At 51.0% G+C, this 23,003-nt stretch carries 9 protein-coding genes; all 9 read right to left on the bottom strand.

Annotated features, from left to right (window positions below):
* The coding region (locus J7439_RS22820) for a DUF1601 domain-containing protein (RefSeq protein ID WP_209204356.1) at positions 1-736 on the bottom strand (736 nt) is incomplete at its 3' end.
* 80 nt (positions 737-816) lie between these two features.
* The gene (locus J7439_RS22815) at positions 817-1,236 is read right to left on the bottom strand and encodes a hypothetical protein (RefSeq protein WP_209204355.1); all 420 of its coding nucleotides are present in this window, start codon (positions 1,234-1,236) and stop codon (positions 817-819) included.
* A 105-nt stretch (positions 1,237-1,341) separates the two neighbouring features.
* Positions 1,342-3,927, bottom strand: coding sequence for an RAP domain-containing protein (locus tag J7439_RS22810; RefSeq protein WP_209204354.1), 2,586 nt, complete (start codon positions 3,925-3,927; stop codon positions 1,342-1,344).
* Positions 3,928-3,986: 59 nt separating this feature from the next.
* Complete coding sequence (locus J7439_RS22805) at positions 3,987-7,427, bottom strand: DUF1601 domain-containing protein (protein WP_209204353.1); 3,441 nt, start codon at positions 7,425-7,427, stop codon at positions 3,987-3,989.
* A 105-nt stretch (positions 7,428-7,532) separates the two neighbouring features.
* A complete protein-coding gene (locus J7439_RS22800; protein ID WP_209204352.1) occupies positions 7,533-10,508 on the bottom strand; it encodes a DUF1601 domain-containing protein in 2,976 nt (991 codons plus the stop codon).
* 152 nt (positions 10,509-10,660) lie between these two features.
* A complete protein-coding gene (locus J7439_RS22795; RefSeq protein WP_209204351.1) occupies positions 10,661-13,063 on the bottom strand; it encodes an RAP domain-containing protein in 2,403 nt (800 codons plus the stop codon).
* Between the two features lie 105 nt (positions 13,064-13,168).
* Positions 13,169-16,810, bottom strand: coding sequence for an RAP domain-containing protein (locus tag J7439_RS22790; protein ID WP_209204350.1), 3,642 nt, complete (start codon positions 16,808-16,810; stop codon positions 13,169-13,171).
* Positions 16,811-16,915: 105 nt separating this feature from the next.
* Complete coding sequence (locus J7439_RS22785; RefSeq protein WP_209204349.1) at positions 16,916-20,305, bottom strand: RAP domain-containing protein; 3,390 nt, start codon at positions 20,303-20,305, stop codon at positions 16,916-16,918.
* A 152-nt stretch (positions 20,306-20,457) separates the two neighbouring features.
* A partial coding sequence (locus tag J7439_RS22780) for an RAP domain-containing protein (RefSeq protein WP_209204348.1) occupies positions 20,458-23,003 on the bottom strand: 2,546 nt, incomplete at its 5' end.

Here is a 23,003-nt window from a genome sequence, read left to right as displayed (position 1 = left end):
CGAGGGGCAACAGCGCGACCACAGTCTCGTTGAACCCTGGTGTCTGCTCCTGCCCGTTGTCCACCAGTTTAGCCATGGCCCACAGCAGGTTGGTGATTTTCTGTGGGTTAAAGTTGGCTTTTTGTACGATCACGCAGGTCAACAGCGCAGCCACCGCTTCGTTGAACTCTGGTGTCTGCTCGTACCCGTTGTCCACCAGTTTGGCCATGGCCCACAGCAGGTTGGCGATATGCTGGGGAATAAATTGGTCTTTCTGTGCATTCACGTGGGGCAACAGTGCGGCCACAGCATCTTTGAGCTCCGGTGTTCGCTCCAGCCCGCTGTCCACCAGTTTCGCCACGGCCCACAGCAGGATGGTGAATTCCTGAGGTTTAAAGTGAGCTTTCTGTGCGTACACGTGGGACAACAGCGCGGCCAAGGCCCTTTTGAGCTCTGGTGTCGGCTCCTGCCCGTTGTCCACCAGTTTCGCCATGGCCCACAGCAGGTTGGCGATATGCTGAGGAGTAAATTGGTCTTTTTGTGCATTAACATGGGGCAACAACACCGCCACGACCTCGTTGAGTTCTGGTGTCCGCTCCTGCCCTTTGTCCACCAGTTTCGCCATGGCCCACAGCAGGTTAGCGATTTCCTGAGCACCAATATCACTGGCTTCAGGTTTTTGGTTACACTTGAATATTATTGCATCCAGTAGCGTCGATAATAAGGCAGCTTGAGTGAGCTGGACACGCTCATCCATGGGTTTATGAGGGGTAAAAACACCCGCTGAAGTGAATGAGTGCAGTGTTGTCGTCAGGCTTCGCCAATTCCAGCGACGTGTTACGTAAAATTTTGCAGCAAGCGCATCAGCTGGCTTTGTTCTGTTCGATTTAACGGTCTTTTAGCAGCTGATGAGTATTTTTTAATTGAACTGGCATACCGACCGTGATCTCTCCCATCATAGCGATGACCGAAACGATCCGATTGTCTCACCAGACCAGCCATTATTTCTGGTTCGATGAGGGCATGAAAATTTTGAGCTGGGTTTACTGAACGGCGCAGTAGATATTGAGAAGGGCCTGTGGCAGAAGAATGGTAAAATTTATTACGCCCCGGGGTTGTGCGTCGGGTATTATCCCATTGTCTGACTGTGGTTTGTCTATATCGCCCACGCCTGGAAGCGGCATGGCCATTCGGTTGGTTGTCATCATTACCTGATCTTGCGTATTGACCACAGATACCAGCAGAACTTCTATCCATAATTATATTTCATTAATTCATGAAAATATAAAAAGCAGACTGCTGTTCTGTTCAGAAGTTCATTTGGCGGAAAAGTTTACTTGAGTCATGATGGGAGGAAGGCGATTACTGGCTGTTTGTTTTCTTCCTCTTTGCTGGTTTACCGGTTTGCTCTCCTAACTGTTTTTCGGCAGTAACGTATGCCGCACCTGCCCACCCTCTTTTAAGTGATACAGTGTCATGACCCTGTAGCGGGCTTACCCTGATCTTTATTTGATCAATATATGGTTTCATTAAACCTTTGTTCAAAAGCTGGTTAGCCGGGATTTCAATGACCTCAAATCCTGCTTTTTGCAACAGTGCGATTTTAAGCAGAGTCGAACCATTCCTGGTTTTGAAATCACCACTCACGTAATGAGACGGTCCCTGAACTTCAATCACCATGTTGTGATCTGGCAGTAGCAGGTCAACCGGAGGTAATGAGTTCAGACTCTTTTCTTCTTCAATCTGCAGAGATGGAATAGATGATTTGAGTTGATCACGGAAGTCGGCCTGGGTTTTTGAAATGTTTGTCTGGTAATGGCAAACCACCGGACAGGGCCTGCCAAGCCAACTTGCGGCCATGATCATGATGGATTGATCCTCTTCATTATCTGGTGATGTATTTTCCAGGCGAGTCAACAGGTCACCCATGTGCTTTTCAAGTAAGTTATTTTTATAGGTATTGGAGTATAGAGCCAACCTGGCACAGCATACCATGACTCCCCAGAGAGACATCGATATCCCTTCCTGAGAAAACTGAAGGTTCTCACTGATTCGATAGACGAGCGATTCAAACGTAGAGATAGCCACGTTCAGCTCAACGAGTTCACCCAGTTTGGCCGTGGCCCACAGCAAGTTGGCAATACCCTGGGCATTAAATTGGTCTTTCTGTGCATTCGCGTGGGGCAACAGTGCGGCCACAGCTTCTTTAAGCTCTGGTGTTTGCTCCAGCCCGTTGTCCACCAGCTTCGCCATGGCCCACAGCAGGTTGGTGATTGCCTGTGGTTTATAGTTAGCTTTCTGTGCGTTCACTTGGGGCAACAGCACGGCCACGGCCTCGTTGAGACCAGGTGTCCGCTCCAGCCTTTTGTCCACCAGTTTCACCAGGGCCCACAGCAGGTTGGCGATATCCTGGACATTAAATTGCACTTTCTGTGCTTTCAAGAGGGGCAACAGCGCGGCCACGGCCTCGTTGAGATCTGGTGTCCGGTCCTGCCCGTTGTCCACCAGTTTTGCCAAGGCCCACAGCAGATTGGCGATCCCCTGGGCATTAAATTGGTCTTTCTGTGCGATCACGAGGGGCAACAGCGCGGCTATGGTCTCTTTGAGCCCTGGTGTTCGCTCCTGTCCGTTGTCCAGCAGTTTCGCCATGGCCCACAGCACGTTGGCGATCCCCTGTGGCTTAAAGTCAGGTTTCTGTGCGTTCACTTGGGGAAACAGCGCGGCCAGGGTCTCGTTGAATTCTGGTGTCTGCTTCTGCCCGTTGCCAGCCAGTTTCGCCATGGCCCACAGCAGGTTGGCGATGTCCTGGGCATTAAATTGGTCTTTCTGTGCGTTCACGTGGGGCAACAGCGCGGCCACGGCCTCTTTGAGTCCTGGTGTCTGCTCCTGCCCGTTGTCCACCAGTTTCGCTATGGCCCACAACAGGTTGGTAATTTCCTGAGGTTTGAAGTTAGCTCTATGTGCGTTCACTCGGAGCAACAGCACGGCCACGGTCTCGTTGAACTCTGGTGTCTGCTCCTGCCCGTTGTCCATCAGTTTCGTTATGGCCCACAGCAGGCTGGCGAGATGCTGAGGAATAAATTGGTCTTTCTGTGCGTTCACGTGGTGCAACAGCGAGGCCACGGCCTCGTTGAGTTCTTGCGTTCGCTCCTGCCCGTTGTCCATCAGTTTCGCCAGGGCCCACAGCAGGTTGGCGATCCCCTGGGCATTATATTGGTCTTGCTGTGCGTTCACATGGGGCAACAGCGCGGCCAAGGCCTCGTTGAACTCTGGTGTCTGCTCTTGCCCGTTGTCCACCAGTTTCGCCATGGCCCACAGCAGGTTGACGATTCCCCGGGCATCAAAATCCCTGGCTTCAGTGTTTTGGTTGCAGTTAAATATTATTGAATCAAATAGCGTTGACAATAAGTTGGCCTGAGTAAGTTTAACTCGCGCATCCATGGGTTTATGAAGAGTAAAAACACCCGCTGAAGTCAATGAGTGAAGTGTTGTCGTCAGGCTTCGCCAATTCCAGCTCCGTGTTGCTGCGAAATTTTGCAGCAAACGCATCAGCTGGCTTTGTTCCGCTCGATTTAAAGGTCTTTTAGACGCTGACGTGTATTTTTTATTAATTGTACTGGCATATAGGCCGTGATCTCTCCCATCATAGCGATGACCGAAACGATCCGATTTACTCACCAGACCAGCCATTATTTCCTGTTTGGTGAGAGCATGAAAATTTTGAACAGGGTTTACTGAACGGCGCAGTAGATATTGAGAAGGGCATGCGGCAGAAGAATGGTAAAATTTATTACGCTCCGGGCTTGTGCGTGGGATATTATTCCATTGTCTGACTCTGGCATGTCTATATCGACCATGCCTTGAAGAAGGGGCATGGCCATTCGGTTGGTTGTAATCATTACCTGATCTTGTGTATTGATCACTGATACCAACAGGACTTCTATTCATAATTATATTTCATTAATTCATGAAAATATAAAAAGCAGACTGCTGTTCTGCTCAGAAGTTCATTTTGCGGAAAAGTTTACTTGAGTCATGATGGGAGGAAGGCGATTACTGACTGTTTGTTTTCTTCTTCTCTTCTTCTTCTTCTTCTGTTTTGCCGGGTTGGTTTGCTCTTCTAAATGTTCTTCGGCAGTCATGTATGCAGCATCTGCCCACCCTCTATTAAATGATACAGAGTCATGCTCCTGTGGGGGGATGCCTATCCTGGTCTTTATTTGATCAATACATGGTTTCATTAAATCCTGATTCCAAAGCATGTTAACCGGGATCTCAATGACCTCAAATCCTGATTTTTTCAGCAGTGCGATTTTCAGTAGAGTCGAACCATTCCTGGTGTTGAAATCACCACCCACGTAATGAGACGGTCCCTGAACTTCAATCACAATGTTGTGATCTGGCAGAAGCAGGTCAACCGGAGGTAATGATTTCAGGCTCTTTTCTTCTTCAATCCTCAAAGATGGAATGCATGATTGGAGCTGACAGCGGAAGTCGGCTTGGGCTTTTGAAATGGCTTTCTGGTAATGGCGGACGACCGGACACGCTCTGCCAAGCCAACTGGCGGCCATGATCATGATGGATTTATCCACTTCATTATCTGGCGAGGTATTTTCCAGGCGAGTCAACAGGTCATCCATGTGCTTTTCAAGCACGTTATTTTTATTGGCATTGGAGTCTAGAGCCAACCTGGCACAGCATACCATTACTCCCCAGAGAGACATTGCTATTTCTTCCTGAGAAAACTGAAGGTTCTCACTGATTCGATAGACGAGCAATTCCAAAGTAGAAGTAGCGACGTTCAGCTCAACGAGTTCACCCAGTTTGGCCGTGGCCCACAGCAGGTTGGCAATACCCTGGGCATTAAATTGGTCTTTCTGTGCGTTTACGAGGCGCAACATCGCGACCACAGCCTCGCTGAGCCCTGGTGTCCGCTCCTGCCCGTTGTCCACCAGTTTGGCCATGGCCCACAGCAGGTTGGTGACACACTGGGCATTAAATTGGTCTTTCTGTCCGTTCACGCAGGTCAACAGCGCAGCCAATGCTTCGTTGAACTCCGGTGTCTGCTCGTACCTGTTGTCCATCAGTTTTGCCATGGCCCACAGCAGGTTGGCGATATGCTGGGGAATAAATTGGTCTTTCTGTGCATTTACGTGGGGCAATAGCGCAGCCACAGCATCTTTGAGCTCTGGTGTTTTTTCCAGCCCGTTGTCCACCAGTTTCGCCATGGCCCACAGCAGGTTGGCGATATGCTGAGGAATAAACTGGTCTTTCTGTGCGTTCACTTGGGGCAACAGCACGGTCACGGCCTTGTTAAGACCTGGTGTCCGCTCCAGCCCGTTGTCCACCAGTTTCGCCATGGCCCACAGCAGGTTGGCGATACCCTGTGGTTTAAAGTGAGCTTTCTGTGCATTCACGTGGGACAACAGCGCGGCCAGGGCCCTTTTGAGCGCTGGTGTTGGCTCCTGCCCGTTGTCCACCAGTTTTGCCATGGCCCACAGCAGATTAGCAATAGCCAGGGTATTAAACTGGTCTTTCTGTGCGCTCAAGCTGGGTAACAGCGCGGCTACGGTCTCTTTGAGTTCTGGTGTTCGCTCCTGGACGTTGTCCACCAGTTTCACCATGGCCCACAGCAGGTTGGCGATACCCTGTGGTTTAAAGTTAGCTTTCTGTGCGTTCACGTGGGGCAACAGCGCGGCCAGGGCCCTTTTGAGCTCTGGTGTCGGCTTCTGCCCGTTGTCCACCAGTTTCGCCATGGCCAACAGCAGGTTGGCGATGTGCTGAGGAATAAATTGGTCTTTCTGTGCGTTCACATGGGACAACAGGGCGGCCACGGCCTTGTTGAGCTCTGGTGTCTGCTCCTGCCCGTTGTCCACCAGTTTCGCCATGGCCCACAGCAGGTTGGTGATATCCTGAGGTTTTAAGTTAGCTTTCTGTGCGCTCACATGGGGCAACAGCACGGCCACGGCCTTGTTGAGCCCCGGTGTTCGGTTCTGACCGTTGTCCATCAGTTTTGCCATGGCCCACAGCAGGTTGGCGATATGCTGAGGAATAAATTGGTCTTGCTTTGCGTTCACGTGGGGCAACAGTGTGGCCACGGCCTCTTTGAACTCTGGTGTCCACTCCTGCCCGTTGTCCACCAGTTTCGTCATGGCCCATAGCAGGTTGGCGATAGCCTGGGCATTAAATTGGTCTTTCTGTGCGTTCACGTGGGGCAACAGCGCGGCCACGGCCTCGTTGAGGCCTGTTGTCCACTCCTGCCCGTTGTCCAGCAGTTTCGCCATGGCCCACAGCAGGTTGGTGATTTCCTGTGGTTTAAAGTGAGCTTTCTTTGCCTTCACGTGGGTCAACAGCGCTGCCAAGACCTTGTTGAGCTCTGGTGTCCGCTCCTGCCCGTTGCCCACCAGTTTTGCCATGGCCCACAGCAGGTTGGCGATATGCTGAGGAATAAATTGGTCTTTCTGTGCATTCACACGGGGCAACATCGCGGCCACGGCCCCGTTGAACTCTGGTGTCCGCTCCTGCCCGTTGTCCACCAGTTTCGCCATGGCCCACAGCAGGTTGGCGATATTCTGGGCATCAAATTGGTCTTTTTGTGTGTTCACATGGGGCAACAGCGAAGCCACGGCCTCGTTGAACTCTGGTGTCTGCTCCTGGCCGTTGTCCACCAGTTTCGCCATGGCCCACAGCAGGTTGGCGATTCCCTGAGGAATAAATTGGTCTTTCTGTACGTTCACGTGGGGCAACAGCGCGGCCACGGCCCCGTTGAGTTCTGGTGTCTGCTCCTGGCCGTTGGCCACCAGTTTCGCCATGGCCCAGAGCAGGTTAGCGATTTCCTGAGCACCAATACCACTGGCTTCAGGTTTTTGGTTGCAGTTAAATATTATTGCATCAAGTAGCGTTAACAATAAGGCAGCTTGAGTGAGCTTAACATGCTCATTTATGGGTTTATGAGGGGTAAAAACACCCGCTGAAGTAAATGAATGAAATGTTGTCGTCAGGCTTCGCCAATTCCAGTGCCGCGTTGCTGTGAAATTTTGCAGCAAACGCATCAACTGGCTTTGTTCTGCTCGATTTAAAGGTCTTTTAGCAGCTGACGTGTATTTTTTAATTGAACTGGCATATTGCCTGTGATTTCTCCCATCATAGCGATGACCTAAACGATCCGATTGACTCACCAGATCATCCATTATTTCCTGTTTAATGAGGACATTAAAATCTTGAGCAGAGTTTACTGAACGGCACTGTCGATATTGATAAGAGCGTGTGCCAGAAGAATGGTAAAATTCATTGCGACCCGTTGCAGTGCGGGGGGGACTATCCCATTGTCTGACTGTGGCATGCCTGTATCGCCCACGCCTTGAAGAAGGGGCATGGCCATTCGGTTGGTTGTAATCATTACCTGATCTTGTGTATTGATCACTGACACCAGAAGAACTTCTATCCATAATTATATTTCATTAATTCATGAAAATATAAAAAGCAGACTGCTGCTCTGTTCAGAAGTTCATTTTGCGGAAAAGTTTACTTGAATCATGATGGGAATAAAGCGATTACTGACTGTTTGTTTTATTCCTCTTTGCTGGGTTGGTTTGCTCTGCTATTTGTTCTTCGGCAGCAACGTATGCAGCACCTGCCCACCCTCTTTTAAGTGATACAGTGTCATGACCCTGTGGCGGGCTTACCCTGATCTTTATTTGATCAATATATGGTTTCATTAAATCTTTGTTCAAAATCTGGTTAGCCGGGATTTCAATAACCTCAAATCCTGATTTTTGCAGCAGTGCGATTTTAAGCAGAGTCGAACCATTCCTGGTTTTGAAATCACCACCTACGTAATGACACGGTCCCTGAACTTCAATCACCATGTTGTGATCTGGCAGAAGCAGGTCAACCGGAGGTAATGAGTTCAGACTCTTTTCTTCTTCAATCTGCAAAGATGGAATAGATGATTTGAGTTGATCACGGAAGTCGGCTTGGGTTTTTGAAATGTTGGTCTGGTAATGGGGGACGACTGGACACGTTCTGCCAAACCAAATGGCGGCCAGGGCCATGATGGATTGATCATCTTTATTGTCCGGGGATTTATTTTCCAGGCGAGTAAACAGGTCATCCATGTGCTTTTCAAGCACGTTATTTTTATTGGCATTGGAAACTAGAGACAACCTGGCACAGCATACCATTACTCCCCAGAGAGACATCAATATTAACTGCTGAGAGAGCTGAGAGTTTTGACTGATTCGGTGGACAAGAGATTCGAACGTGGATTTAACCACGTTTAGCTCAACGAGCTCACCCAGTTTCGCAATGGCCCACAGCAGGTTGGCAATACCCTGGGTATTAAATTGGTCTTTCTGTGCGTTCACGTGGGGCAACAGCACGGCCAAGGTCTCTTTGAACCCTGGTGTCCATTCTGGCCCTTTGTCCGCCAGTTTCGCCATGGCCCACAGCAGGTTGGCGATTTCCTGTGGGTTAAATTGAGCTTTCAGTGCGCTCACATGGGGCAACAGTGCGGCCGTGGCCTTGTTGAGTCCGGGTGTCTGCTCCTGCCCGTTGTGGACCAGTTTCGCCATGGCCCACAGCAGGTTGGCGATACTCTGTGATTTAAAGTTAGCTTTCTGTGCGTTCACGTGGGGCAATAGCGCGGCTACGGCCTCTTTCAGACCTTGTGTCTGCTCCTGCCCGCTGCCCACCAGTTTCGCCATGGCCCACAGCAGGTTGGCGATAGCCTGTGGTTTAAAGTTAGCTTTCTGAGCGTGTACGTGGGGCAACAGTGCGGCCACGGCCTCGTTGAGCTCTTGTGTCTGCCCCTGTCCGTTGTCCACAAGTTTCGTTATGGCCCACAGGAGGTTGGCGATTTCCTGGGGGTTAAAGTTAGCTTTCAGTGTTTTTACGTGGGGCAACAGCGCGGCCACGGCCTCTTTGATCTCTGGTGTCCGCTCCTGCCCGTTGTCCCCCAGTTTCGCCATGGCCAACAGCAGGTTGGCGATTTCCTGTGGTTTAAAGTTAGCTTTCTGTGCGCTCACGAAGGGCAACAGCGCGGCCACGGCCTCTTTGAGCTGTGGTATCCGCTCCAGCCCGTTGTCCCCCAGTTTCGCCATGGCCCACAGCAGGTTGGCGATATGCTGAGGAATAAACTGGTCTTTCTGTGCGTTCACTTGGGGCAACAGCACGGTCACGGCCTTGTTAAGCCCTGGTGTCCGCTCCAGCCCGTTGTCCACCAGTTTCGCCATGGCCCACAGCAGGTTGGCAATGCCCTGAGCATTAAACTGGCTTTTCTTTGCGTTCACTTGAGGCAACAGCACGGCCACGGCCTCTTTGAGCCCTTGTATTTGCTCTTGTCCGTTGTCCACCAGTTTCGCCATGGACCACAGCAGGTTGGTGAGCTCCTGGGGGTTAAAGTTAGTTTTCTGTGCATTTACGTGGGGTAACAGCGCGGCCACGGCCTCTTTGAGCCCTTGTATTTGCCCTTGTCCGTTGTCCACCAGTTTCGCCATGGCCCACAGCAGGTTGGCGATATGCTGAGGAATAAAATGGTCTTTCTGTGCTTTTACACAGGGCAGCAGAGCGGCCACGACCTCGTTGAGCCCTGGTGTCCACTCCTGGCCGTTGTCCACCAGTTTCGCCATGGACCACAGCAGGTTGGTGATATGCTGAGGAATAAACTGGTCTTTCTGTGCATTCACATGGGGCAACAGCGCGGCCACGGCCTTTTTGATTTCTGGTGTCGGCTCCTGCCCTTTGTCCACCAGTTTTGCCATGGCCCACAGCAGGTTGGTGATAGCCTGTGGTTTAAAGTGGGCTTTCTGTGCGTTTATCTGGGGCAACAGCGCGGCCACAGCCTCTTTGAGTACTGGTGTTTGCTCCTGCCCGTTGTCCACCAGTTTTGCCATGGCCCACAGCAGGTTAGCGATTTCCTGAGCACCAATATCACAGGCTTCAGGTTTTAGGTTGCAGTTAAATATTATTGCATCAAGTAGCGTTGACAATAAGGCAGCTTGAGTGAGCTTAACATGTTCATTCATGGGTTTATGAGGGGTAAAAACACCCGCTGAAGTAAATGAGTGAAGTGTTGTCGTCAGGCTTCGCCAATTCCAGCTCCGCGTTGCAGTGAAATTTTGTAGCAAACGCATCAGCTGGCTTTGTTCCGCTCGATTTAAAGGTCTTTTAGCTGCTGACGTGTATTTTTTAATTGAACTGGCATATTGCCCGTGATTTCTCCCATCATAGCGATGACCAAAACGATCCGATTGACTCACTAGATCATCCATTATTTCCTGTTTGATGAGGGCATTAAAATTTTGAGCAGAGTTTATTGAACGGCACTGTAGATGTTGAGTAGAGCGTGTGCCAGAAGACTGGTAAAATTCATTGTGACCCGGTGCAGTGCGGGAGGGATTATCCCATTGTCTGACTGTGGCATGCCTGTATCGCCCACGCCTTGAAGAAGGGGCATGTCTATTCGGTTGGTTGTAACTGTTATCTGATCTTGTGTATTGACCACTGATACCGGCAGAGCTTCTGTCCATAATTATATTTCATTAATTCATGAAAATATAAAAAGCAGACTACTGTTCTGCTCAGAAGTTCATTTTGCAAAAAAGTTTACTTGAGTCATGATGGGAGGAAGGCGATTACTGACTGTTTGTTTTCTTCTTCTTTGCCGGGTTGGTTTGCTCTTCTAAATGTTCTTCGGCAGTAACGTTGCAGCATCTGTCCGACCTCTTTTAGGTGATACAGAGTCATGACCCTGTGGCGGGATGCTTACCCTGATCTTTATTTGATCAATATATGGTTTCATTAAATCTTTGTTTAAAAGCTGGTTAGCCGGGATTTCAATGACCTCAAATCCTGATTTTTGCAGCAGTGCGATTTTCAGCAGAGTCGAACCATTCCTGGTGTTGAAATCACCACCCACGTAATGAGAGGGGCCCTGAACCTCAATCACAATGTTGTGATCTGGCAGAAGCAGGTCAACCGGAGGTAATGAATTCAGACTCTTTTCTTCTTCAATCTGCAAAGATGGAATAGATGATTGGAGTTGATCACGGAAGTTGGCCTGGGTTTTTGAGATGTTTGCCTCGTAATGGCGAACGACCGGACAGGCTCTGCCAAGCCAACTTGCGGCCATGATCATGATGGATTGATCCTCTTCATTATTTGGCGATGTATTTTTCAGGCGAGTCAACAGGTCATCCATGTGCTTCTCAAACACGTTATTTTTATTGGCATTGGAGTCTGGAGCCAACCTGGCACAGCATACCATTACGGCCCAGAGAGACATCAATATCTCTTTCTGAGAAAACTGAAGCTTCTCACTGATTCGATAGACAAGCGATTCGAACGTAGAGGTCGCCACGTTCAGCTCAACGAGTTCACCCAGTTTGGCCGTGGCCCACAGCAGGTTGGCAATACCCTGGGCATTAAATCGGTCTTTCTGTGCGTTAACGTGGGGCAACAGCGAGATCACAACCTCGTTGAGCCCTGGTGTCTGCTCCTGCCCGTTATCCACCAGTTTCGCCATAGCCCACAGCAGGTTGGCGATTTCCTGTGGTTTAAAGTTAGCTTTTTGTACGATTACGCAGGTCAACAGCACAGCCACCGCTTCGTTGAACTTTGGTGTCTGCTCGTGCCCGTTGTCCACCAGTTTCGCCATGGCCCACAGCAGGTTGGCAATACCCTGGGCATTAAATTGGTCTTTCTGTGCGTTAACGTGGAGCAACAACGCGGCCACAGCTTCGATGAGCCCTGGACTCTGCTCCTGCCCGTTATCCACCAGTTTCGCCATGGCCCACAGCAGGTTGGTGATTTCCTGTGGTTTAAAGTGAGCTTCCTGTGCGTTCAGGTGGCGCAACAGCGCGGACACGATTTTTTTGAGCTCTGGTGTCAGCTCCTGCCCGCTGTTCACCAGTTTTGCCATGACCCACAGCAGGTTGGTGATTGCCTGTGGTGTAAAGTCAGCTTTCTGTGCGTTCACGTGGGGCAACAGCACGCCCGCGGCCTCCAAGAGCCCTGGTATCTTCTCCTGCCCGCTGTCCACCAGTTTCGCCATGGCCCATAGCAGGTTGGCGATTTCCTGTGGTTTAAAGTTAGCTTTCTGTAAGTGCACGTGGGGCAATAGCGCGGCCACAGCCTCGTTGAGCTCTGGTGTCCACTCCTGACCGTTGTCAATCAGTTTTGCCATGGCCCACAGCAGGTTGGCAATGGCCTGGGCATTAAATTGGTTTTTCTGTGCGTTGACGAGGGGCAACAGGGCGGCCACAGCCTCTTTAAGCTCTGCTGTACGCTCCTGCCCGTTGTCCAGCATTTTTGCCATGGCCCACACCAGGTTGGTGACTTCCTGTGGTTTAAAGTGAGCTTTCTGTGCATTCACGAGGGGCAACAGCGCGGCCACGGCCACGTTGAATTCTGGTGTCTGATCCTGCCCGTTGTCCACCAGTTTCGCCATGGCCCACAGCAGGTTGGCGATTCCCCGGGTATCAATGTCCCTGGCTTGAGGTTTTTGGTTGCACTTGAATATTATTGCATCAAGTAGCCTTGACAATAAGGCGGCTTGAGTAAGCTTGACACGCTCTTCCAAGGGGTTATGAGGGGTAAAAACACCTGCAGAAGTCAATGAATGGAGTGTTGTCGTCAGGCTTCGCCAGTCCCAACGCCGTGTTATGGTAAAATTTTGCAGCAGACCTGTCAGCTGGCTTTGTTCAGCTCGATTTAACGGTCTTTTAGCAGCTGATGTGTATTGTTTAATTGAATTGGTATACAGGGCGTGATTTCTCCCATCATAGCGATGACCGAATCGCTCCGATTTACTCACCAGATCATCCATTATTTCCTGTTTGATGAGCGCATTAAAATCTTGGGCAGGGTTTACTGAACGGCGCTGTATATATTGAGAAGGGCATGCGTCAGAAGAACGGTAAAATTTATTACGTCCCGGGTTAGTGCGTGGGGTATCATCCCACTGCCTGACCATGCTATGTCTGTATCGACCACGCCTGGAAGAAGTAGCATGGCCACCTGATCGTTTATAATTATTATCTGATCTTGCGTATTGACCACTGATACCGGTAGAGCTTCTGTCCATAATTATATTTCATTAATTCATGAAAATATAAAAAGCAGACTGCTGTTCTGCTCAGAAGTTCATTTTGCAGAAAAGTTTACTTGAGTCATGATGGGAGGAAGGCGATTACTGGCTGCTTGTTTTCTTCCTCTTTGCTGGTTGACAGGTTTGCTCTCCGAACTGTTCTTCGGCAGTCACGTATGCAGCACCTGCCCACCCTCTTTTAAGTGATACAGAGCCATGACCCTGTGGCGGGGTGTTTACCCTGATCTTTATTTGATCAATATATGGTTTCATTAAATCGTTGTTCAAAAGCTGGTTAGTCGGGATTTCAATGACCTCAAATCCTGCTTTTTGCAACAGTGCGATTTTAAGCAGAGTCGAACCATTCCTGGTGTTGAAATCACCACCCACGTAATGAGAGGGGCCCTGAACTTCAATCACCATATTGTGATCGGGCAGAAGCAGGTCAACCGGAGGTAATGAGTTCAGACTCTTTTCTTCTTCAATCCTCAAATATGGAATGCATGATTGGAGTTGATTGCAGAAGTTGGATTGACGTTTTGAAACGATTGTCTGGTAATGGGGAACGATCGGGCACTCTCTGCCAAGCCAACTTGCGGCCATGGCAATGATGCGTTGATCAACTTCATTGTCTGGGAATGTATTTTCCAGGTGAGTAAACAGGTCATCCATGTGTTTTTCAAGCAAGTTATTTTTATTGGCGTTGGAGTCTAGAGCCAACCTGGCACAGCATACCATGACTCCCCAGAGAGACATCGATATCTCTTCCTTAGAAAACTGAATGTGCTCACTGATTCGATAGACAAGCGATTCGAACGTAGAGGTAGCCAGGTTCAGCTCAATGAGTTCACCCAGTTTGGCCGTGGCCCACAGCAGGTTGGCAATACCCTGGGCATTAAATTGGTCTTTCTGTGCGTTCACGAGGGGCAACAGCGAGATCACAACCTCGTTGAGCCCTGGTGTCTGCTCCTGCCCGTTATCCACCAGTTTCGCCATAGCCCACAGCAGGTTGGCGATTTCCTGTGGTTTAAAGTTAGCTTTTTGTACGATTACACAGGTCAACAGCGCAGCCACCGCTTCGTTGAACTCTGGTGTCTGCCCGTGCCCGTTGTCCACCAGTTTCGCCATGGCCCACAGTAGGTTGGCAATACCCTGGGCATTAAATTGGTCTTTCTGTGCGTTAACGTGGAGCAACAACGCGGCCACAGCCTCGATGAGCCCTGGAGTCTGCTCCTGCCCATTATCCACCAGTTTCGCCATGGCCCACAGCAGGTTGGTAATTTCCTGTGGTTTAAAGTGAGCTTCCTGTGCATTCACGTGGCGCAACAGCGCGGACACGACTTCTTTGAGCTCTGGTGTCAGCTCCTGCCCGCTGTTCACCAGTTTTGCCATGACCCACAGCAGGTTGGTGATTGCCTGTGGTGTAAAGTCAGCTTTCTGTGCGTTCACGTGGGGCAACAGCGCGGCCGCGGCCTCCATGAGCCCTGGTATCTTCTCCTGCCCGTTGTCCACCAGTTTCGCCATGGCCCACAGCAGGTTGGCGATGTGCTGAGGAATAAATTGGTCTTGCTGTGCGTTCACGTGGGGCAACAGCGCGGCCACAGCCTCGTTGAGCTCTGGTGTCTGCTCCTGTCCGTTGTCCACGAGTTTCGCCATGGCCCACAGCAGGTTGGTGATTTCCTGTGGGTTAAAGTTGGCTTTCTGTGCGTTCATGTGGCGCAGCAGCGCGGTCACTGCTTCTTTGAGCTCTGGTGTTCGCTCCAGCCCGCTGTTCACCAGTTTCGCCATAGCCCACAGCAGGTTGGCGATTTCCTGTGGTTTATAGTTAGCTTTCTGTGCGTTCACTTGGGGCAACAGCACGGCCACTGCCTTGTTGAGACCTGGTATCCGCTCCAGCCCTTTGTCCACCAGTTTCGCCATGGCCCATAGCAGGTTGGCGATATGCTGAGGAATAAATTGATCTTTCTGTGCGTTCACGTGGGGCAACAGTGCGGCCACAGAATCTTTGAGCTCTGGTGTTTGCTCCAGCCCGCTGTCCACCAGTTTCGCCATGGCCCACAGCAGGTTGGCGATTTCCTGTGGTTTATAGTTAGCTTTCTGTGCGTTCACTTGGGGCAACAGCACGGCCACTGCCTTGTTGAGACTTGGTATCCGCTCCAGCTCTGTGCCCACCAGTTTCGCCATGGCCCATGACAGGTTGGCGATATGCTGAGGAATAAATTGGTCTTTCTGTGCGTTCACGTGGGGCAACAGCGCAGCCAAGGCCTCGTTGAACTCTGGCGTCTGCTCCTGCCCGTTGTCCACCAGTTTCGCCATGGCCCACAGCAGGTTGGCGGTTTCCTGTGGTTTAAAGTCAGCTTTCTCTGGGTTCACTTGTGGCAACAGCACGGCCACGGCCTCTTTGAGCTGCGGTGTCTGCTCTTGCCCGTTGTCCACCAGTTTCGCCATGGCCCACAGCAGGTTGGTGATATGTTGAGGAGTAAATCGGTTTTTTTGTGCGTTCACGAGGGGTAACAGGGCGGCCACGGCCTCGTTGAGCCCTGGTGTCCGCTCCAGCCGGTTGTCCACCAGTTTCGCCATGGCCCACAGCAGGTTGGCAATGCCCTGGGCATCAAGTTGGTTTTTCTGTGTGCTCACGTGGGGCAGCAGGACGGCCACAGCATCTTTGAGCCCTGGTGTCCGCTCCAGCCCATTGTCCACCAGTTTCGCCATGGACCACAGCAGGTTGACAATGCCCTGGGCATTAATTTGGTTTTTCTGTGCGTTCACGAGGGGCAACACCGTGACCACGGTCTCTTTGAGCCCTGGTGTCCACTCCAGCCCGTTGCCCACCAGTTTCGCCATGGCCCACAGCAGGTTGGCAATGGCCTGGGCATTAAATTGGTTTTTCTGTGCGTTGACGAGGGGCAACAGGGCGGCCACAGCCTCTTTAAGCTCTGCTGTACGCTCCTGCCCGTTGTCCACCAGTTTCGCCATGGCCCACACCAGGTTGGTGACTTCCTGTGGATTGAAGTGAGCTTTCTGTGTGTTCACGTGGGGCAACAGCGCGGCCACGGTCTCGTTAAATTCTGGTGTCCGCCTCAGCCCGTTGTCCACCAGTTTCGCCATGGCCCACAGCAGGTTGGCGATTCCCCGGGCATCAATGTCCCTGGCTTGAGGTTTTTGGTTGCACTTGAATATTATTGCATCAAGTAGCGTTGACAATAAGGCAGCTTGAGTAAGCTTGACACGTTCATCCATGGGTTTATGAGGGGTAAAAACACCTGCAGAAGTCAACGAATGAAGTGTTGTCGTCAGGCTTCGCCAGTCCCAACGCCGTGTTATGGTAAAATTTTGCAGCAGACCTGTCAGCTGGCTTTGTTCAGCTCGATTTAACGGTCTTTTAGCAGCTGATGTGTATTGTTTAATTGAATTGGCATACAGGGCGTGATTTCTCCCATCATAGCGATGACCGAATCGCTCCGATTTACTCACCAGATCATCCATTACTTCCTGTTTGATCAGCGCATTAAAATCTTGGGCAGGGTTTACTGAACGGCGCTGTAGATGTTGAGAAGGGCATGCGTCAGAAGAACGGTAAAATTTATTACGTCCCGGGTTAGTGCGTGGGGTATCATCCCACTGCCTGACCGTACTATGTCTGTATCGACCACGCCTGGAAGAAGTAGCATGGCCACCTGGTCGTTTATAATTATTATCTGATCTTGCGTATTGACCACTGATACCGGTAGAGCTTCTGTCCATAATTATATTTCATTAATTCATGAAAATATAAAAAGCAGACTGCTGTTTTGCTCAGAAGTTCATTTTGCAGAAAAGTTTACTTGAGTCATGATGGGAGGAAGGCGATTACTGGCTGCTTGTTTTCTTCCTCTTTGCTGGTTGACAGGTTTGCTCTCCGAACTGTTCTTCGGCAGTCACGTATGCAGCACCTGCCCACCCTCTTTTAAGTGATACAGAGCCATGACCCTGTGGCGGGGTGTTTACCCTGATCTTTATTTGATCAATATATGGTTTCATTAAATCGTTGTTCAAAAGCTGGTTAGTCGGGATTTCAATGACCTCAAATCCTGCTTTTTGCAACAGTGCGGTTTTCAGCAGAGTCGAACCCTTCCTGGTGTTGAAATCACCACCCACGTAATGAGAGGGGCCCTGAACTTCAATCACCATGTTGTGATCTGGCAATAGCAGGTCAACCGGAGGTAATGAGTTCAGACACTTTTCTTCTTCAATCTTCAAAGAGGGAATGCATGATTGGAGTTGATCGCGGAAGTCAGTTTGAAGTTTTGATACGAGGGTCTTGTAACGGGGGACGATCGGACACGGTCTCCCAAGCCAACTTGCGGCCAGGGCAATGATGGATTGTTCATCTTCATTGTCTGGGGATGTATTTTCCAGGCGAGTAAACAGGTCATCCAGGCACTTTTCAAACACGTTACTATTATTAGCATTGGAATCTAAAGACAACCTGGCACAGCATACCATGGCTCCCCAGAGAGACATTGATATCTCTTCCTGAGAAAACTCAGGGTTCTCACTGATTCGATTGACGAGCGATTCGAACGTAGAGGTAGCCACGTTCAGCTCAACGAGTTCACCCAGTTTGGCCGTGGCCCACAGCAGGTTGGCGATTTCCTGTGGTTCAAAGTTAGCTTTTTTTTCGATCACGCAGTTCAACAGAGCAGCCACCGCTTCGTTGAACTCTGGTGTCTGCTCGTGCCCGTTGTCCACCAGTTTCGCCATGGCCCACAGCAGGTTGGCAATCCCCTGAGGAACTAATTGGGCTTCCTGTACGTTTACGTGGGGCAACAACACGGCCACAGCCTCTTTGAGCTTTGCGGTCCGCTCCTGCCCGCTGTCCACCAGTTTTGCCATGGCCCACAGCAGGTTAGCGATAGCCTGAGGAATAAATTGGTCTTTCTGTGCGTTCACGTGGAGCAACAGGGCGGCCACGGTCTCGTTGAGCTCTGGTGTCCGCTCCTGGCCTTTGTCCACCAGTTTCGCTATGGCCCACAGCAGGTTGGCGATATGCTGGGGAATAAATTGGTCTTTCTGTGCATTCACGTGGGGCAACAGCGCGGGCACAGCATCTTTGAGCTCCGGTGTTCGCTCCAACCCGCTGTCCACCAGTTTCGCCATGGCCCACAGCAGGTTGGTGATTTCCTGTGGTTTAAAGTTAGCTTTCTGTGCGTTCACGTGGCGCAACAGTGCGGTCACTGCTTCTTTGAGCCCTGATGTTCGCTCCTGCCCGCTGTTCACCAGTTTCGCCATGGCCCACAGCAGGTTGGCGATTTCCTGTGGTTTAAAGTGAGCTTTCTCTGCATTAACGTGGGGCAACAACGCGGCCACGGCCTCGTTGAGTTCTGGTGTTTGCTCCTGCCATTTGTCCACCAGTTTTGCCATGGCCCACAGCAGGTTGGCGATATGCTGAGGAATAAATTGGTCTTTCTGTTCATTCACGCGGGGCAGCAGCGCAGCCACGGCCTCGTTGAGCTCTGTTGTCCGCCTCAGCCCGTTGTCCACCAGTTTCGCCATGGCCCACAGCAGGTTGGCGATACCCTGGGCATTAAATTGGGCTTTCTGTGCGTTCACGTGGTGCAATAGCGCGGCCACGGCCTCTTTGAACTCTGGTGTCCGCTCCAGCCCGTTGTCCACCAGTTTCGCCATGGCCCACAGCAGGTTGACGATACCCTGAGGTTTAAAGTTAGCTTTTTGTACGTTCACGAGGGGCAACAGGGCGGCCACGGCCTTGTTGAGCTCTGGCGTTTGTTCCTGCCCGTTGTCCACCAGTTTCGCCATGGCCCACAGCAGGTTAGCGATTTCCTGGGCATTAAATTGATCTTTCTGTACGTTCACATGGGGCAACAGCGCGGCCACTGCCTCGTTGAGCCCTGGTGTTTGCTTCTGCCCATTGTCCACCAGTTTCGCCATGGCCCACAGCAGGTTGGCGATATGCTGAGGAATAAATTGGTCTTTCTGTGCGTTCACGCGGGGCAACAGGGCGGCCACAGCCTCTTTGAGTTCTGGTGCCTGCTCCTGCCCGTTGTCCATCAGTTTCGTCAGTTTCGCCATGGCCCACAGCAGGTTAGCGATAGCCTGAGGAATAAATTGGTCTTTCTGTGCGTTCACGTGGGGCAACAGGGCAGCCACGGTCTCGTTGAGCTCTGGTGTCCGCTCCTCGCCGTTGTCCACCAGTTTCGCTATGGCCCACAGCAGGTTGGCGATCCCCTGGGTATTAAATTGGTCTTTCTGTACGTTCACGCGGGGCAACAGCGCAGCCACGGCCTCTTTGAGCTCTGCTGCCTGCTCCTGCCCGTTCTCCTGCCCGTTGTCTGCCATTTTCGCCATGGCCCACAGCAGGTTGGTGATAGCCTGAGGAATAAATTGTTTTTTCTGTTCATTCACGCGGGGCAGCAGCGCAGCCACGGCCTCGTTGAGCCCTGACGTTCGCTCTTGCCCGTTGTCCACCAGTTTCGCCATGGCCCACAGCAGGCTGGCGATTTCCTGGGCATTAAACTGGTCTCTTTGTGCCTTCACGCAGGGTAACAGTGCGGCTACGGTCTTTTTGAGTTCTGGTGTCCGCTCCTGGCCGTTGTCCATCAGTTTCGCCATGGCCCACAGCATGTTGGCGATTCCCCGGGCATCAATATCCCTGGCTTCAGATTTTTGGTTGCACTTGAATATTATTGCATCAAGCAGAGTAAACAATAAGGCAGCCTGAGTAAGCTTAACACGCTCATCCACGGGCCTATGAAGGGTAAAAACACCCGCTATAGTAAATGAGTGAAGTGTTGTCGTCAGGCTTAGCCAATTCCAGCTCCGTGTTGCTGTGAAATTTTGCAGCAAACGCATCAGCTGGCTTTGTTCCGCTCGATTTAACTGTCTGTTAGACTCTGACGTGTATTTTTTAATTGAACTGGCATACAGGCCGTGATCTCTCCCATCATAGCGACGACCGAAACGATCCGATTTACTCATCAGACCAGCTATTATTTCCTTTTTGGTGAGAGCATGAAAATTTTGAGCAGGGTTTACTGAACGGCGCAGTAGATATTGAGAAGGGCTTTCGGCAGAAGAATGGTAAAATTTATTGCGCCCCGGGGTTGTGCGTCGGGTATTATCCCACTGTCTGACTTGTCTATAACGCCCACGCCTGGAAGCGCCATGGTCATTCGGTTGACTGTAATCATTACCTGATCTTGCGTATTGACCACTGATGCCAGCAGAACTTCTGTCCATAATTATATTTCATTAATTCATGAATATATAAAAAGCAGACTGCTGTTCTGTTCAGAAGTTCATTTTGCAAAAAAGTTTACTTGAGTCATGATGGGAGGAAGGCGATTACTAACTGTTTGTTTTTTTCCTCTTTGCCGGGTTGGTTTGCTCTGCTAAATGTCCTTCGGCAGTAACGTTGCTGCATATGTCCGACCTCTTTCAGGTGATACAGAGTCATGACCCTGTGGCGGGATGCTTACCCTGATCTTTATTTGATCAATATATGGTTTCATTAAATCTTTGTTTAAAAGCTGGTTAGCCGGGATTTCAATGACCTCAAATCCTGATTTTTGCAGCAGTGCGATTTTCAGCAGAGTCGAACCGTTCCTGGTTTTGAAATCACCACCCACGTAATGAGACGGTCCCTGAACTTCAATCACAACGTTGTGATCTGGCAGTAGCAGGTCAACCGGAGGTAATGAATTCAGACTCTTTTCTTCTTCGATCTGCAAAGATGGAATAGATAATTGGAGTTGATCACGGAAGTTGGCCTGGGTTTTTGAGATGTTTGCCTCGTAATGGCGAACGACCGGACAGGCTCTGCCAAGCCAACTTGCGGCCATGATCATGATGGATTGATCCTCTTCATTATCTGGCGATGTATTTTTCAGGCGAGTCAACAGGTCATCCATGTGCTTCTCAAACACGTTATTTTTATTGGCATTGGAGTCTGGAGCCAACCTGGCACAGCATACCATTACGGCCCAGAGAGACATCGATATCTCTTCCTGAGAAAACTGAAGGTTCTCACTGATTCGATAGACAAGCGATTCGAACGCAGAGGTAGCCACGCTCAGCTCAACGAGTTCACCCAGTTTGGCCGTGGCCCACAGCAGGTTAGCAATACCCTGGGCATTAAATTGGTTTTTTTGTGCGTTCACGAGGGGCAACAGTGTGACCACAGCCTCGTTGAGCCCCGGTGTCTGCTCCTGCCCGTTGTCCACCAGTTTCGCCATGGCCCACAGCAGATTGACGATTTGCTGTGGTTTAAAATTAGCTTTTTTTACGATCACACAGGTCAACAGCGTAGCCACCGTTTCGTTGAACTCTGGTGTCCGTTCGTACCTGTTGTCCACCAGTTTTGCCATGGCCCACAGCTGGTTGGCGATACCCTGCGGTTGAAAGTTAGCTTTTTGTACGTTCACGAGAGGCAACAGGGCGGCCACGGCCTGGTTGAGCTCTGGCGTCCGCTCCTGCCCATTGTCCACCAGTTTCGCCATGGCCCACAGCTGGTTGGCGATTTCCTGAGGTTTAAAGTTACCTTTCTGCGTGTTCACGTGGCGCAACAGCGCGGCTACTGCTTCTTTGAGCACTGGTGTCCGCTCCTGCCAGTTGTCCACCAGTTTTGCCATGGCCCACAGCAGGTTGGCAATGTCCTGGGCATTAAGTCGGTTTTTCTGTGCGTTCAGGAGGGGCAACAAGGAGGTCACGGCCTCCTTGAGCTCTGGTGTCCGCTCCAGCCCGTTGTCCACCAGTTTTGCCATGGCCCACAGCAGGTTGGCGATAGCCTGAGGAATAAACTGGTCTTTCTGTACGTTTACGTGGGGCAACAACACGACCACAGCCTCTTTGAACTCTGCTGTGCGCTCCAGCCCGTTGTCCACCAGTTTTGCCATGGCCCACAGCAGGTTGGCGATATGCTGAGGACTAAATTGGTCTTTCTGTGCGTTCACGTGGGGCAACAGTGCGGCCACGGCCTCTTTGAGCCCTGGTGTCCGCTCCAGCCCGTTGTCCACCAGTTTTGCCATGGTCCATAGCAGGTTGGCAATACTCTGGGCATTAAGTTGGTTTTTCTGTGCGTTCACGAGGGGCAACAGGGCAGCTACGGCCTCGTTGAGTTCTGGTGTCTGCTCCTGCCCATTGTCCACCAGTTTCGCCATGGCCCACAGCAGGTTGGCGATATGCTGAAGAATATATTGGTCTTTCTGTGCGCTCACTAAGGGCAACAGGGCGGCCACGGCCTTGTTCAGTCCTGGTGTCCGCTCCAGCCCGTTGTCCACCAGTTTCGCCATGGCCCACAGCAGGTTGACAATGCCCTGGGCATTAAGTTTGTTTTTCTGTGCGATCATGTGGGGCAACAGCGCGGCCACGACCTCGTTGAGCCCTGGTGCCCGCTCCAGCCCGTTGTCCACCAGTTTCGCCATGGCCCACAGCAGGTTAGCGATACCCTGGGCATTAAATTGGTCTTCCTGTGCGTTCACGTGGGGCAACAGCGCAGCTACGGCCTTTTTAAGCCCTGGAGTGTGCTCCTGCCCGTTGTCTACCATTTTCGCCATAGCCCACAGCAGGTTGGCGATAGCCTGAGGAATAAATTGGTCTTTCTGTGCGTTTACGTGTGGCAACAACACGACCACAGCCTCTTTGAGCTCTGGTGTGCGCTCCAGCCCCTTGTCCACGAGTTTCGCCATGGCCCACAGCAGGTTGGCAATATGTTGAGGAATAAATTGGTCTTTCTTTGCATTTACATGGGGCAACAGTGCGGCCACGGCCTCGTTGAGCCCTGGTTTTCGTTCCTGCCCGTTGTCCACCAGCTTCGCCATGGCCCACAGCAGGTTAGCGATTTCCTGAGCACCAATATTCCTGGCTTCAGGTTTTTGGTTGCACTTGAATATTATTGCATCCAGTAGCGTCGATAATAAGGCAGCTTGAGTGAGCTGAA

Origin of the sequence: Salinisphaera sp. G21_0, from assembly GCF_017744115.1 — a bacterium.
In the GTDB taxonomy this organism is placed as follows: domain Bacteria; phylum Pseudomonadota; class Gammaproteobacteria; order Pseudomonadales; family Endozoicomonadaceae; genus Endozoicomonas.
This window is presented reverse-complemented; position numbering and strand designations above follow the sequence as displayed.